Below are 15,041 nucleotides of genomic sequence, written 5' to 3'. Positions count from 1 at the left end.
TAATTTTAATAGTATCAGTTAGAAAGGAACGAACACCATGTTAGAGTTAATGCCTTTGCTTGATAAAAGAAAAACAGATCCCTTGTACATGCAGCTTTATATCTACATAAAAAAACAAATTCAAAAAGGTACCATTCCGCCTCATGAAAAACTGCCTTCCAAACGAAAGCTAGCTCTTCATTTAAGCATTAGCCAAAATACGGTTGAAGCAGCTTATGTACAGTTAGAAGCTGAAGGCTATATCGAGATACTAGCCAGGAAAGGAGCATTTGTAAAAGAGATAAAAAATGAAGTCGTGCTTCAAAAACAGCCTCCCGCCTATGTCTCTTTCCCGCAAGAAGAACGGAAATCGACTGCTATTGATTTTAGCCACGGAAAGATAGATGTGGAGAAATTTCCGTATAATACGTGGAAAAAACTAACGGTGCAAGCTATTTATCATGGTGAAAGCCAGCTTTTTTACAGCGGACATCCAGAGGGAGAACTGCTTCTTCGCCAAGAAATTGCAGCATACCTTTACCACTCAAGAGGAGTGCGCTGCACAGCGGAGCAAATTGTGATAGGTGCAGGTACGCAGTATCTTATGTGGCTGCTTTCTGTCACGTTGGGGAAAGAAAAAATAATTGGGTTTGAAAATCCGGGTTTTCACCGGACGAGGCACGTTTTTCAAAAGCAAGGTATGTCAGTGATCCCTGTTTCTCTTGATGATTCTGGCTTGAAAGTGAAGGAACTGAAAGAAAGCGGAGCGGATGCCGTATACATTACGCCGTCTCATCAATTTCCCATTGGTATGGTCATGCCGATAGCAAGAAGACTTGAACTACTAGAGTGGGCGGCAGAAACGAATGGCTATATTATAGAAGATGACTATGACGGGGAATTTCGCTATAAAGGAAAACCCATTCCCGCACTTCAAGGATTAGATCAAGACGACCGCGTTATTTATACGGGAACGTTTTCAAAGTCTTTGATGCCTTCTCTTCGAATAAGCTATGCCGTGCTGCCACACCGGCTTCGTCCAAGCTATGTAAAGCACTGTGAACTTTTTAAACAGCCTGTTTCAAGACTTCATCAGCATACGCTTTTTCTGTTTATGAAAGAAGGGCACTGGGAACGTCACTTGAATAAAATGAGAACAGCATACCGCAAGAAACAAGCCCTGCTGCTAGATTGCTTGACTACTACTATGGGAGAACGTGTAGATGTTATTGGAGAACATTCTGGGTTGCATATTCTTCTTAAGGTGAAAAACGGAATGAATGAACAGAAACTAATTGAAGCAGCTGCCAAGCAAGGGGTATCAATTTATCCAACGTCTATTTATTATCATAGTGCCGGTGACAACAACACGCCTTATGTATTGCTTGGATTTGCCGGACTATCTGACGAAGAGATAAAAACGGGCATAGATTCGCTGTTTAAAGCTTGGTTCGTCCAATAAGAAGTGAAATTAAAGAGTTCTTTAAACAAAAAGACTTTAAACGGTCTATTTTAGCGAGAGAAATAGATAAGAACCAGCGCGTTTGATTATACAGACTGCGCTGGCTTTTTTGTTTGGAAATCAAGGAACAGGCAAGAGTTGATAAGTTAGTGAACTTGAAAGTAAAGGAAAGTTTGATAGGAAGAAGATGCTTCTTGTAAGGAAGATACAAATGTATGGAAAAGCGGCGTTACATTCATGCGGTTGTTTCTCGACCAGTCGTGGTTTGCGAAAAATGATTTTCTTAGTTCGGCCGTCAGTTCAAGCTGTACTCCAGCTTTTAACAGATTATCGTTCACAATATTTTGCTCGCTTGTTCCGGTTATATCAGAAGGGGCGTCACGGACTGTAAAGCCGTGTTTGCGCAGCGATTGCTTTACCAGCTCTTTATAAAGCAGATTTTTTCCGCCTACATATACGATAGGCTGACTACCGCTATAGCCGTGAATCGTCATGCCGGACATACTTTGCTGAGCCATTCCTCTAGCAATCGGTTCGTCAAAGTTTTCTGAGGTTATGTGCAGAACTCCGTTGTTAGTGGACTTGATGCCTTCGAATAAATAATAAGAAGCGGAAAAGCGATCGGCGAGTTCTTTGGCAACTTCTGATGTGCCCGGTTCAATTCCTCCGCCGTGAATGGCCATAATGGATAGGTAGCTAAAGCGCTGTTCGTAGCGAATATCATAGTCTTGATGGAGAATCTCGTGCTGCTGCAGTTCCGCATAGGAAGAGTAAGAGTCACCGCTTGCATAAGAGGGAAGGGGAATCAAAAAGAAGTACATCAAACATAGCAAAGTGCTCGTACTCCATGTGAATAAACGGTTCATCAATAATCACCTCTATTTATCCTATGATAGGTAGAGGTGATTATTAGTGTTTTCGTCTGTTTATAAAATGCAATTTTACTTGAAACTCAATAGGCTCGCGTTCTAATCTTCCCCCCTCATCAAATCTGCTGTAATAATCGATAACTTTACCCACTTTGATTAGCCTCCACTTCAAAAAATGGTTATAGTAAATTATAACAAAAATAGAAATAGTTAATAGGTGTGTTTATGAAAAAATGAAGAGGAAGAGAAAGGGGGAGGGAAAATGACCGCAGCTTTTATTAGTCGTCTAGCTCTATCCGGTCTGTTAGGAGCTTTGGTTGGATTAGAAAGAGAATTTAGAGCAAAAGAAGCGGGCTTTCGCACTCATTTTTTAGTTGCTGTCGGTAGCACGCTGATTATGTTAATTTCGAAATACGGCTTTTCAGATGTGCTTCATCAAGATCATATGGCCCTTGATCCGAGCCGGGTTGCAGCACAAGTAGTAAGCGGTATTGGTTTTTTAGGAGCAGGTATGATTATTATTCAGAAGCAGCATATTAGAGGGCTCACAACAGCCGCAGGCGTATGGGCAACGTCGGGAATTGGTTTAAGCATTGGGGCGGGTATGTATACAGTCGGCATTAGTGCAACTATATTGGTGCTGATTGGCTTAGAAATATTGAACGTGATGTTTACATCTCTTTCTACTCATTCCCTTTTAATTAAGTTTCGTGCAGCGAATCAAGAGGATATTTATGAGCTTCTTGATAAGATTGAAAGGGAAAATATTATGATTTCATCCTATGAAATTCACCGAGACCATCATCAAGGTGAACTGTTTTATTTTGTTGAAATAAAAGGAAAAGCAAAAAAGAAAGGGAATAAAGTAGAATTGATTAAATCAATTCATTCTATGGCTCACGTGTTATTTATTGAAATTGAATAAGCACTTATTTATTTTTCGTCAAAGAGATTAAGGCATAACTAAATTAGTCTAAAGTCGAACAAACGGATAAAGGGACCAGTATGGATCGTTTATACACCGCGGGTGATTTCCGTGCAAGGCTTCGCTTTCCGCGGGCGGCCGGTGAGCCTTGCCCTTCAATCAAACGCTAGAAGTACCGACATATATATAACCTACGTTCGGATCTTCCTTCAACTAAAAAACTTTCGCTTCAGCCTCTTTATTCGTTCTCTATCTTGCTTAAATCATTTCGCAGTGTTTTAGCATAGCAAAAAAAGGCTATTACCTAAATATAGAGAATTTTACTGGAGGTTATAAAATGAAAATTGGAGTCGTAGGTGCTACAGGAAAAGCAGGAAGTTTTATCGTAAAAGAGGCTTTAAATCGCGGGCATGATGTAACGGCAATCGTACGTGATGGGGGCAAAGTAGAAGAACGGGATGTTCGTACATTGGAAAAGGACATCTTTGATATTACGGCAAACGATATTGAAGGTTTCGACGCAGTAGTGAATGCGTTTGGAGCTCCTGAAGGAAAAGAACATCTGCATGTAGAAGCGGGGCAATCGTTAATCCATGTATTTAAACAAGCTCCGGACGTTCGTCTTCTTGTTGTAGGAGGAGCAGGCAGTTTGTTTGTTGATGAGGAGAAAACGACGCGTCTAGCGGATACGCCTGATTTTCCAAAAGAGTACAAAGCGACAGCTGACAATCAAGCTCAAAATTTAAAAGACTTAGAAAGTACAAGCGATATTAATTGGACGTTTATTAGCCCAGCAGCATTTTTTAATCCTTCAGGAAAACGAACAGATGCTTATAAAACAGGGAAAGATCATGTTATTTTAAACTCAGAAGGAAACAGCCATGTCAGCTATGCTGATTACGCCATTGCAGTCATTGATGAAATTGAGCGAGGAGAGCATATAAACGAACGCTTTACCGTTGTATCCGACGCTAGATAAAGGAAAAGCCGCTTTATGCGGCTTTTTTTGTGCATGTTATACTATGGAAAAAGGGGTAAGGTATAGAATGGATAATACAGTAAATGTAGCACTAGCGTTTTATAGTGAAGCCTACGAGTCATCTATACATAGCTATACGTTGCCTAAAGAGCAGCTCATTTATACGGCACTTCCCGCTGAAGCCTTAGCTAGGTGTAAGCAGGAAAAGGATAGAACGCCCGTTTTGATTTTGACAGAAAACAAAGTAGCCGGCTTTTTCGTGCTTGACGCAGGGAAAGCTGTTAAAGAATATACCGAGAGCTCCGGCGCGCTTTTAATACGGTCGTATTCCATTCATCCTGATTATCAAGGAAAGGGAGTTGGCAAAAAGTCATTGAAACTTCTTCCTTCTTTTATCAACCATCACTTTCCGACTAAAAATGAAGTGGTGCTAGGCGTGAACCATAAAAACACGGCGGCGCAGCATCTGTATAAACGAAGCGGCTTTGTTGATACAAACCGGCATATTTTTGGAAACCAAGGAAAGCAGTTTGTTTATCAGATGGACATAAAAAAAGCTTGAACAAGAGTTCAAGCTTTTTTCTTATATAACAAGTAGGAAGCTAGAGAAAATAGGCAGCGCTACAAGGGACGTTTTTAATACGGGAGCAGGTACACGATTTGTAAACTTTGCTCCAATATAGGAACCGACCATTGTGCCGACCACTACTTGGATCAACAGTGGAATATCTAAAAAGCCCTGCTGATAATAGCCCATTCCCCCGCCGATGGCAATCGGAATAATAACGAGCATTGTCGTTCCGGCCGACTGACGAATAGACAAGCCTAATACCATCATAAGGCCAAGCTGGATAAATGGAGTTGATCCAATTCCAAACATTCCTGACAGAGCGCCTGTGATTAAGCCAATTAGTAAAGAATAGACGATAAATTTAGCTCCTGTTGGAATCGTACGTTCTTTTTGCTGACGGGAAAATAAAAACATACGCAGCCAAAGTAAAACGCCAGATAATAAAAGCATACCGGCTGTTAGCCACTTTAGCTCGCCTTCTGGGATAAAGGATGAAAGGTTAGACCCAATCCAAGCGCCTAATGCACCGAGGATACCAACAGAGATACCGGATTTTAAAGATACGTTACCTTCGCGGTAATGACTGACGGCGCCAGATAAAGAAGAGAAAATCATTGCGGTAAGAGCCGTTGCGAGAGCAACGTGTACAGATACGCCGTACAGCAGCGTTAAAATTGAAATAATAAAACCTGATCCGCCTGCTCCGACAAATCCTAAGATCAGTCCGACGGCTAACATTGTTAAAACAATTGAAACATCCATAAACTAATTCCTTCTTTCAACACTTATTCTATGCAGACACATAACATTTTTAGCAAGTGCTACGTTCTTCATTTAAACATGAATTTTTTATGACGTCCAATGTATAATTTATATGAAATTGATAGTATTATGTAATAAGTAAAGGATGTGAAAAAATGGAATGGCAGCAGCTCGAATATTTTAATGTTGTAGCTCAAACGGAACATTTCACAAAGGCCGCAGAAAAATTATCAATCGCCCAGCCTACGCTCAGCCGCTCAATTTCTAAATTAGAATCAGAGCTTGGCGTGCCGCTATTTGAACGAAAAGGAAGGCAAGTTATTTTAAATCGATACGGACGGCTTTTTTATGAACGAACGGCTAAAGTATTAAACGAAATGGAAGAAGCTAAACGTGAGCTTTCAGATTTGATTCATCCTCACCGCGGCAGTATTTCGTTTGCTTTTTTAAAATCATTAGGCGCTTCATCCGTCCCAAAACTAGTTCATGCTTTTTTACAAGAGTATCCGAACGTTCAATTTCAAATTTTTGAGAACGCCACGAACATCATGCTCGATCAGCTTCAAACAGGAGAAATTGATTTTTGTATGTCTTCCGTAACGGAATCCAGGGCAGGAATTCAGTGGGAATATTTATGGAAAGACGAGCTGTACGCGTATGTCCCTGATACGCATTCTTTTGCCTCAAAACAAGTGCTTTCGATTTCAGAGTTGGCTCATGAATCGTTTATCGCGTTAAAAAAAGGATACGGAAGCCGAACAATTTTTGATCAGCTGTTTGAAGAAGCGGAGATTGTCCCAAATATTACGTTTGAAGGAGAAGAATTTTTGACGGTGATTGGTTTTGTAGCGGCTCATTTAGGGGTTGCCTTGCTTCCTGAAATAAAGGGAGTGGACTTGCGAGGCATTAAAAAAATAAAGCTCAAAGAAGACTCAGCTTCAAGGGTAATTGGGATTGCGTGGAACAAGGATAAATATTTAACTCCTGTTGCGAAAAAGTTTCAGGAATTTTTAATTCAGTATTTCAAAGACCATCATACAGGAGGAAAACGATGAAGAAAATTGCTTGCCTGCACGCTCATCATTCGAACATCTCTTATATAGAAAAAACGCTGCCGTTTGCGAACTGTATGCATTTCGTAGACCCCGGCCTTGTACATCGGATAACAACCGACCCTAAGTTTGCAGCGGAGGCAGCAGCTGCAAAAGTAGAAAAGCAGTTAAAGTGGATGAAAGAATGTTCAGCGGATGCCATTTTACTCACGTGCACGAACTACATTGCTCTTTTACCAGAAGCATTTACAAGCGATATTCCAATTATTAAAATCGATGAGCCTTATTTTCGCCGAATATGTGAAATAGAAGAACCGCAGCTTATCGTGTTTACAAATCCGGAGACCATAGAAGGAACAATGAAGCGTCTAGACGAATTTGCATTTTATCAAAATGTAAAGATAAAGGTTCGCCCTGTTGTGATAGAAGGTGCTTTTGAACTAGTAATGACTGGAAACCTAGAGAAGTATAAACAGAAGGTAAAACATGTCTTACATGAGCTAATAAAAGAGCATAACACTGTTGTTTCAGTGGCGCAGCTCTCGATGGTAGAAGCGGCGGCGGAGGTAAGCGACCGTATTATTACGCCTCTTCAACCGTTAGCGGAAGAAGTAAGAAAAACAATTATTAGGTCATAAGGAATGAAAGAAAGAAAAAACGAATGGTAAAATATTCACTTTATTTTGACAAAAATTTCATTTCCTTATATGATAAGTAGTGTTATAGAAACCACTTATTATATAGGGGAGGCATCGTTTTGTGAAGAAAGCAAATGCACGCGATAAGATTTTAGAAACAGCATCGCGGCTTTTTCAGCTGCAAGGCTATCATGCAACAGGATTAAATCAAATTATTAAAGAGAGCGGGTCGCCAAAAGGGTCTCTTTATTATTATTTTCCAAAAGGGAAAGAAGAACTGGCGATTCACGCTGTTCAATATACGAATAAATACGTCCAAGTTCAAATTAAAGAAAGTCTAAATAAATCTTCTGACGCATCGCAGGCTATTCAGTATTTTATTGAAGAATTGTCCAAGCAGTTTGAACACGAAGAAAGCATTGCTGGTATGCCTGTTGGACTGCTGGCTGGAGAAACAGCGCTTATTAATGAACCGCTGCGCGAAGTCTGCTACGCAGCGTTTCAAGATTGGGAAAAACTTTTTAGAGAAAAAATGATAGAGAGCGGATTTCAAGAAAAGCAGGCAGGAGAGCTCGCAGTTGTGATTAACTGTATGATCGAAGGGGGGATCTTGCGTTCGTTAACAGAGAAAACAAGCGCTCCTTTGCAGCAGATTCAGCAGCAGATTCCAGTTCTTGTTCGTAAATAAAAAGTGAGGCTGGGACATAACGAAATGAATCTAATCTAAAGACTAACAATCGGAATACATGAGCTGGACTGCTTGTGACACCGCAGTTGATTTCCGTGCAAGGCTTCGCCTTGTCCTCCAATCAACAGCTAGAATTAGCTACCAACATAAAACCTACGTTCACTATAATCATAAAAAAACACGAACTATTCATCCTTTGTGATAGATAGTTCGTGTTTCACTTTAACTAGACTACTTTGTCCTCGACTCTTTTTTATAGATTGACGGAATTTGGCATATATTGATAAAATTCAAAGTGTATTTTCTGAAAATTCTATTTCTTGAAAAAGAGAAAGAAAGGAGTAGCTTGTGATTTTTACTATTATTCAAGCTGATGATACGTGGGCACTATGGGGAATTCTAGCGATTTGGGCTTCTGTTAGCATTTTTCTCGAACAAAAGTATAAGTGGGCTTCTTTTCTGTCAGGAGCTATTATTGCGCTAGCGGGAGCGCTTATCCTATCAAATTTAAAAATCATTCCAACAGAGTCTCCGGTTTATGATGCGGTTTGGGCGTATCTAGTACCGCTTGCCATTCCATTATTGTTATTTCAAGTCAACATGAAAGAATTATTTCAAGAAAGCCGGAAGCTGCTTTTTATTTTCTTAATCTGTGCAGTAGGAACGGTTATAGGGAGCACGGCAGGCTTCTTGTTATTAAAAGATTATATTCCTGAACTAGCAAAAATTGCAGCTGCTATCGGCGCTTCTTATGTAGGCGGAGGGGTTAATTTTGCTACCGTTACGGCTAAATTTGAACCATCAAGTCAAATGGTTTCCGCGACGGTGGTTGCTGATAATATGGTCATGGCTTTGCTGTTTGCCGTGTATATGTTTGTTCCTTCTATGAAGTTTTTTAGAAAACATTTTAAGACGCCTCATATTCAAGAAGTAGAGGCTGGGCAATATGGAGAAAATGATCGCCATACGCTTGCAGAAAAATATTGGGCAAAAAAAGAAATTTCGTTAAAAGACGTGGCGGCTTCAATTGGTACATCATTTTTTCTAGTGGTTGCATCGTTTAAATTAGCCGAATGGTTTGGAACAATCATTCCAACCGGTCCAAATGTTTCGGTAGTTCAAACATTATTACATACTATTTTGAGCGAAAAATACTTATTGCTTTCCACACTTACGTTTCTTGTCATTTATCTATTTCCTTCTTATTTTAAAAACATTAGCGGAAGCCAAGAAATCGGCACGTACTTCATTTATATTTTCTTTGTTGTCATTGGAGTGCCGGCGTCCATTCCGTTAATTGTTGAAAAAGCACCTCTTTTGATTCTATTTGTGCTCATTGTGGGACTAAGTAATTTAATAGTGGGGCTGCTTTTAGGAAAAGTATTTAAAATTGATTTAGAACATATTTTACTGGCGAGCAATGCAACGGTAGGGGGACCTACGACAGCAAGTGCAATGGCAATTGCTAAAGGATGGGGAAGTTTGGTTGGTCCTATCTTGGTAGTAGGAACGCTTGGCTATATTATTGGTAACTATATCGGCTTTGCACTTGGCTATTGGTACTTATCATTTTAAATAAAAAAACGCCTCCTCTGATGACTCAAAGGAGGCGTTTTTTTATTTAGCGTGCTTGACTGCCGATGATCGATAAAAGCGGCCTTTAAAGATATACGTAGTTGTAATAAATAAATAGATAGCTAGTGTAATAGCCGTAATAACAACGGAGGTTGTGCAGATAACACCAATTAAAATAGCGCTTAGTGCAATTAGGGCAGCCCACGTCGTATAAGGAAACCATTTAACAGAGTAGCTGCTCGATGCTTCTGGCTGAACTTTGCGGGACTTTAAGTGTGCGATCGCAATAATCAACCAAATAAACAACACGGTATATCCTAAGGATCCCATCAAATAATCAAATGTTTTACTTCCTGCAAATAAGGAAATCAACACGCCCACATAAAGAGATGATGTACACATTAAGATTGCATAGACAGGAACTCTGTTAACAGAAAGTTTCGAAAATATCTTCGGCACTCGACCGTCTACTGCTTGCGTATACAAAATACGTGATGAACCGTAAAGCCCTGAGTTCATTGAAGAAATAACGGCTAACAAGATCACGGCATTCATAATATGATCTGCTCCGGGAATTCCAAACATTTTAAATACCATTACAAAAGGGCTTTGAGAAACGCCGTTCACTTCATTCCAAGGAATCAAGCTCACGATGATAAAAAACGGGAACAGATAAAAAGCAATGATGCGCGTTAATGTGCTGCGCACGGCTTTTGGTACTACTTTTTCAGGGTTTTTTGTTTCAGCTAGCGTTACCCCGATGATTTCAGTTCCACCGTAAGAGTAGATGACAACTAGCATCGCTGTAATTAACCCAGTTGGTCCTTTAGGAAAGAAACCGCCGTGATCGCTCAAGTTCGAAAAGCCCGCTGCGGTATGGTGACCAAATGATACAAATAGTAACAGAAGTCCAGCGATGATAAAGATTACAATGACCGTAATTTTAATTAATGCTAACCAGTATTCCGTTTCAGCAAATGCTTTGACCGAAAGCAAGTTAATAACTGTGACAATAACGGATACGCCTAAAGCAAGCATCCAAATTGGATAATCAGGAAGCCAGTACTGAATAAAAATAGCTGCTACAACAGCTTCAGCTGCAATGTTTAACACCCACATTTTCCAGTAAATCCAGTCTAAAAAATAAGCGGGGTAGCTTCCTAAAATCGACTGAACTAAATCACGAAACGTTCGTGCGTCACTGTTTCGAACCGCCATTTCAGCAAGACCTTGCATAATGAATAGTAAAATAATTCCGCCAATTAAATAAGCAATGATAACTGATGGCCCTGCCATATCAATAGCTGAGCTGCTTCCTTTAAATAAACCAGCGCCAATTGCTCCACCTAGCGCCATCATCATAATGTGACGTGAAGTCATTGTTCGCTGCAAACCTTGGTTGTCCTTCTTCATGACTTTTCCCTCCACTTTTTTATAAAATAAAAAAAGCTTATCGTCTCCTACCTCATTATCAAATGAGAGAAGAGACGATAAGCTTTAGCTAACCGCGGTACCACTCTTGTTGGCTCTTAAAGAACCCTGCTTAAAACCTGATAACGAAGGTTAGACGTTAAAACTTAGAGAATACTTCTGCATTCTTTCTGAATTACCACTCCTGGGCGAGTTCAAAGTATTATTGGACTACGTTACACCAACCCGTAGCTCTCTTGACCGAATAATAAGCTTCTACTACTCCCAATCGCTGTGTTTTTGATTAAAATCTGAAAGTTCTTGATGAATAACCATTACTATACGTGCTTCTTTTTTCTTTGTCAACAGCTATTTTCTAAAAAATAAAATGATGGAACTTTGTTTTTTATAGAACTCAGGACTGGTTATTTTGGTAAAAAAACCAGTCGTTTCACCTAATTTTCACCAACTCTGCTTACATTAAGAAATATGAAAAAGAGGTTGTTTTGACAAATACATAGCTGAGGAGAATGAATAGAGTGAAAAAGATGATGTACGTCCGATTTGGACTGGATCTTTTAATGGCTGTTACGTTTGTTTTATTTTTTAACAAACAAGTATTGGGAGGGTTAACGTTTCATGAAATTGCGGGGCTAGCGATTGCCGTCGCCTTTTTTACCCACGTGCTACTAAACTGGCAGTGGGTAAAGAAAGTTACGGTTAAATTATTTGACCGCAAGCTGCCGCGCAGAACAAAGTTTGGTTACTTTTTAAATATCATGCTGTTGATTACGATGTCATTTATTATGATTAGCGGTATTTTTATTTCAAGAGTAGTATTTCCAAATATTAATGTGGGCAATGAACAATGGTTTAAGGTTTCGCATATTTCGGTATCATTTTTAGTGTTAATTCTAGTAGCCGCTCACATAGGTCTTCATTGGCAATGGGTTATAAATGTATGTAAAAACATGACGAAATTCAAAAAGTCAAAGAAAAGCTTGAGCATAGCAGCTAAGCTCGCAACCGTTGCATTGTTAGTCGTTGGTATATACGAAATAAATGAGACGAGTTTTCTTGGAAAGCTTGGAGGAGTAGCGAAAGTACTGAATTTAAGTTCCTCAGATATGCCGCAAAAAGGCGGTGGGAAGCCGGATTTTGATCGCCATTCATTTGGCGAGAACAAATCTTCGGCGACGGCATCTGCTGGTCACGAACGTCCGAACTTTGATCACGATGGGGGAGGTCCGGAAAGAGGGATGAAAGGAAAAGAAGGCGGTTTTGAAAGTCCGAATCCTTTTGTTGTAATCGGTACTTATTTTGCTATTATGTCGGTTTTTATTATTGTTATTTATTATATCGAAAAAATATTGTCAGGAGTAAAAAGACGCAAAAAAATGGCGGGTCCGGCTGCGGAAATTTAAAATAAAAAAACTCTCTATTTCACTGTTTTTTCATCGTACAGAAGTAAAATCCTTTATGTAAAAGCGAATGCTTTGCAAAATTAAAATGAGATAAACTTAGGTGGTGGAAATGGTGAAACAACACACACAGCCTGAAACGGAACATAAGAGAAATTGGTTTATTAATGCGCTATTGAATTTTGGTATTTATAAAAAAGGAAATCGGCACCTATACGAACTGACACTTCAAGAGTTAGAAGCTCAATATGTAAAAGTAAAAGCATTCATGTATAATCAGGGACCTCTTTCGCAATGATAAAAAAGCACTCAGTATATGAGTGCTTTTTTATATGAGAAAGTCTTATTCTTTGACAGGCGAAACTGTACAGATTAAAATCACAGTATATTTTAAAGTTACAGTTTTAAATGACACATATTATTAGGAAGGAAAAACAGTTTCTACCTATAATATGCCAATATTTTTGACCGTATCATTTTTGGAGGGAAACAAAATGACAAATAAAAAGTATGAGCCGCTTTTACAGCCGTTTACTTTTTCAAATGGCATCAAATTAGATAACCGCGTTATTCTTGCGCCTATGACAAATTTTTCATCAAATGAAGATGGAACAGTATCAAATGCAGAAGTAGACTACTATGTACGACGTTCAGACGGTGTTAGCATGGTCATTACAGCATGTACATACGGAACGCCGAACGGCAAAGGATTTCACGGAGAGTTTGCTGCAGACAGCGATGAAATGATTCCTAGTCTGCGCCGTTTAGCAACGTCCATTAAAGATCAAGGAGCAAAAGCAGTTCTTCAAATTTTTCACGGAGGCCGCATGTGTCCGCCTGAGCTTGTTCCAAATGGAGAGGTTGTTAGCGCAAGTGCTGTTGCTGCAGAACAAGAAGGAGCACCGGTGCCTCGAGAGTTAACAAATGAAGAAATCGACGGCATTATTCATGATTTTGGTGAGATGACGCGCCGTGCTATTGAAGCAGGATTTGACGGAGTTGAAATCCACGGAGCAAATAACTATTTAATTCAGCAGTTCTTTTCTCCGCATTCTAATCGCCGCCAAGATAAATGGGGCGGTAGCGTAGAAAAACGCTTAACATTCCCGCTGGCAATTGTAGACGAAGTAAAGCAAGCCGTTTCTAAACATGCAAAAGAGCCATTTTTAGTAGGCTATCGCTTCTCGCCAGAAGAGCCTGAAACGCCTGGAATTACAATGGCTGATACGTTGAAGTTAGTTGATGCACTAGCAGAAAAAGACCTTGATTACCTTCACGTATCGCTAATGGAATTCTGGTCAAAACCTCGCCGAGGCGTGGAAGATACTCGTTCACGCATTGAGATTATTCAAGAGCGCGTAGGAAGCCGCGTACCTGTGATGGGCGTAGGTTCTATTCATACAGCAGACGAAGCAGCAGCAGCTCTTGAAACCGGCATTCCACTGCTTGCGATTGGCCGTGAATTAATTATGGATCCAGACTGGGTTCAAAAAGTCAAAGAAGGCCGTGAAAATGAAATTGTGACAACATTAAGCAAAAAAGATCAGGAAAAGCTTGTGATTCCTGACCCGCTGTGGCAAGCCGTTATTAACACACCAGGCTGGTTCCCGGTTGAAGATTAAAAGAAAGACAGAAAAGCGCAAAGACGATGGGACTGACCCCGTGTCTTTGCGCTTTTTGCTTTTTCATGGAACAGAGCTTATGAACCATTAATTTACAAATAGACTTCTTTATGTTTGAATAATAATAGTTTTCTGAAAGTGAGGTGAAAAAATGAAAGCTGGCCCAATGGTAAAAATGATGGTTTCAATGAGTATTTTTGGTTCAATTGGCTTTTTCTCCACACAAACTGGACTTCCTTCTTTTGATTTAGTATTTGTTCGCTGTATTTGTGCAACGCTTTTTCTAGGAATGTGCTGGTTTGTAACCGGTGAATATAAAAGGGAGAAATGGAATGCCAAAGAAATAAAGCAGATTTTACTGTGCGGCATATTCCTTGTGTTTAACTGGGTGTTTCTATTTAAAGCATTTGAAATGATGTCCGTTACGGTAGCTATTTCTATTTATCATCTTGCACCCGTCTTAGTATTGCTTCTGGGAAGCTTTATCTTTAAGGAGAAATTAACGGTTCTTGGCGTTATGTCTATTTTCACTTGTTTTGTGGGAACACTTCTGATTATTGGGGTGAAGGAACTTACGATTGATGGCTTCATGTCTTCAGGAATACTGTGGGCGCTTTTAGCCGCTTTGTTTTATGCATGCACAACGCTGCTTGGCAAAGGAATTATTCATACGAGTGCTTACGCTGTTACATTTATTCAGACTTTGTTAGGGATTTTTTTATTATTGCCGTTTGTTCATTTTAGTGATTTTCATTTCTTAACAGCGGCCAATTGGACAGCTATTTTGGTAACGGGCTTTGTACATACTGGTTTAGTGTATTATTTGTTTTTCGACAGCCTGCGCTACTTAAAAACTCAGGTGATTTCGGTTCTAGTGTTTTTAGATCCAGCCGTTGCTATTTTATTAGATACAGCATTCACGGGATTTCGCCCGACGCTTTTTCAGCTGGCAGGCATTGTTTTGATCTTTTTAGGAATGCTTTTTACTTTGAAGCCAAAACCTTCATCTAAAAAAAGTATTTCCAATAGCAAGATTAAAAAGATCACATAGAATTTCTATTTCATCTGCAGGTCTTCATTTATTAGAA

General features: G+C 39.6%; 15 protein-coding genes and 1 other annotated feature. Of the genes, 12 read left to right on the top strand and 3 right to left on the bottom strand.

Annotated elements, in window-relative coordinates; all coding sequences use genetic code 11:
- Window positions 1-37 precede the first annotated feature (37 nt).
- Window positions 38-1,441: a MocR-like pyridoxine biosynthesis transcription factor PdxR gene (gene pdxR, locus ACFX4W_RS25485; RefSeq protein ID WP_043978318.1), complete on the top strand. Its 1,404-nt coding sequence runs from the start codon at window positions 38-40 to the stop codon at window positions 1,439-1,441.
- Window positions 1,442-1,587: 146 nt separating this feature from the next.
- On the opposite strand, the gene ACFX4W_RS25480 is transcribed toward pdxR, so the two are convergent.
- Complete coding sequence (locus ACFX4W_RS25480) at window positions 1,588-2,307, bottom strand: poly-gamma-glutamate hydrolase family protein (RefSeq protein WP_162214862.1); 720 nt, start codon at window positions 2,305-2,307, stop codon at window positions 1,588-1,590.
- 265 nt (window positions 2,308-2,572) lie between these two features.
- On the opposite strand from ACFX4W_RS25480, the gene ACFX4W_RS25475 reads away from it, so the two are divergent.
- The 3 genes from ACFX4W_RS25475 (at window position 2,573) to ACFX4W_RS25465 (ending at window position 4,776) form a co-directional block, all read left to right on the top strand.
- Window positions 2,573-3,235 (top strand): MgtC/SapB family protein, encoded by a 663-nt coding sequence (locus ACFX4W_RS25475; protein ID WP_377560253.1) that lies wholly within the window; start codon window positions 2,573-2,575, stop codon window positions 3,233-3,235.
- A 337-nt stretch (window positions 3,236-3,572) separates the two neighbouring features.
- Window positions 3,573-4,214, top strand: a complete 642-nt coding sequence (locus tag ACFX4W_RS25470; protein ID WP_043978324.1) for an NAD(P)-dependent oxidoreductase — start codon at window positions 3,573-3,575, stop codon at window positions 4,212-4,214.
- 67 nt (window positions 4,215-4,281) lie between these two features.
- Entirely contained in the window at window positions 4,282-4,776 is a 495-nt protein-coding gene (locus ACFX4W_RS25465) for a GNAT family N-acetyltransferase (RefSeq protein ID WP_043978326.1), read from the top strand.
- Between the two features lie 21 nt (window positions 4,777-4,797).
- On the opposite strand, the gene ACFX4W_RS25460 is transcribed toward ACFX4W_RS25465, so the two are convergent.
- Entirely contained in the window at window positions 4,798-5,547 is a 750-nt protein-coding gene (locus ACFX4W_RS25460; RefSeq protein ID WP_043978328.1) for a sulfite exporter TauE/SafE family protein, read from the bottom strand.
- Window positions 5,548-5,702: 155 nt separating this feature from the next.
- On the opposite strand from ACFX4W_RS25460, the gene ACFX4W_RS25455 reads away from it, so the two are divergent.
- The 4 genes from ACFX4W_RS25455 (at window position 5,703) to ACFX4W_RS25440 (ending at window position 9,500) form a co-directional block, all read left to right on the top strand.
- Complete coding sequence (locus tag ACFX4W_RS25455) at window positions 5,703-6,602, top strand: LysR family transcriptional regulator (protein ID WP_043978330.1); 900 nt, start codon at window positions 5,703-5,705, stop codon at window positions 6,600-6,602.
- Complete coding sequence (locus ACFX4W_RS25450; protein ID WP_162214859.1) at window positions 6,599-7,237, top strand: hypothetical protein; 639 nt, start codon at window positions 6,599-6,601, stop codon at window positions 7,235-7,237. The genes ACFX4W_RS25455 and ACFX4W_RS25450 overlap by 4 nt, the downstream gene beginning before the upstream one ends.
- Before the next feature lie 121 nt (window positions 7,238-7,358).
- Window positions 7,359-7,925, top strand: coding sequence for a TetR/AcrR family transcriptional regulator (locus ACFX4W_RS25445; RefSeq protein ID WP_043978336.1), 567 nt, complete (start codon window positions 7,359-7,361; stop codon window positions 7,923-7,925).
- A gap of 348 nt (window positions 7,926-8,273) precedes the next feature.
- Window positions 8,274-9,500: a DUF819 family protein gene (locus ACFX4W_RS25440; RefSeq protein WP_043978340.1), complete on the top strand. Its 1,227-nt coding sequence runs from the start codon at window positions 8,274-8,276 to the stop codon at window positions 9,498-9,500.
- 42 nt (window positions 9,501-9,542) lie between these two features.
- Here ACFX4W_RS25440 and ACFX4W_RS25435 read toward each other — a convergent pair whose 3' ends face one another.
- The gene (locus ACFX4W_RS25435) at window positions 9,543-10,913 is read right to left on the bottom strand and encodes an amino acid permease (RefSeq protein WP_280560124.1); all 1,371 of its coding nucleotides are present in this window, start codon (window positions 10,911-10,913) and stop codon (window positions 9,543-9,545) included.
- A 67-nt stretch (window positions 10,914-10,980) separates the two neighbouring features.
- Window positions 10,981-11,212, bottom strand: a binding site (T-box leader).
- A gap of 237 nt (window positions 11,213-11,449) precedes the next feature.
- On the opposite strand from ACFX4W_RS25435, the gene ACFX4W_RS25430 reads away from it, so the two are divergent.
- The 4 genes from ACFX4W_RS25430 (at window position 11,450) to ACFX4W_RS25415 (ending at window position 15,004) form a co-directional block, all read left to right on the top strand.
- Complete coding sequence (locus ACFX4W_RS25430) at window positions 11,450-12,334, top strand: DUF4405 domain-containing protein (RefSeq protein WP_043978345.1); 885 nt, start codon at window positions 11,450-11,452, stop codon at window positions 12,332-12,334.
- Between the two features lie 109 nt (window positions 12,335-12,443).
- Window positions 12,444-12,629, top strand: coding sequence for a Fur-regulated basic protein FbpA (locus ACFX4W_RS25425; protein ID WP_034649488.1), 186 nt, complete (start codon window positions 12,444-12,446; stop codon window positions 12,627-12,629).
- Window positions 12,630-12,825: 196 nt separating this feature from the next.
- A complete protein-coding gene (locus tag ACFX4W_RS25420) occupies window positions 12,826-13,953 on the top strand; it encodes an NADH-dependent flavin oxidoreductase (RefSeq protein WP_043978349.1) in 1,128 nt (375 codons plus the stop codon).
- Window positions 13,954-14,104: 151 nt separating this feature from the next.
- Window positions 14,105-15,004, top strand: a complete 900-nt coding sequence (locus ACFX4W_RS25415; RefSeq protein WP_377560249.1) for a DMT family transporter — start codon at window positions 14,105-14,107, stop codon at window positions 15,002-15,004.
- Window positions 15,005-15,041: the final 37 nt, after the last annotated feature.

The organism is Priestia sp. YIM B13489, assembly GCF_042787645.1.
Classification (GTDB): domain Bacteria; phylum Bacillota; class Bacilli; order Bacillales; family Bacillaceae_H; genus Priestia; species Priestia megaterium.
Note: the sequence above shows the minus strand (reverse complement) of the source record. Positions and strands in the feature narration are given on the sequence as shown.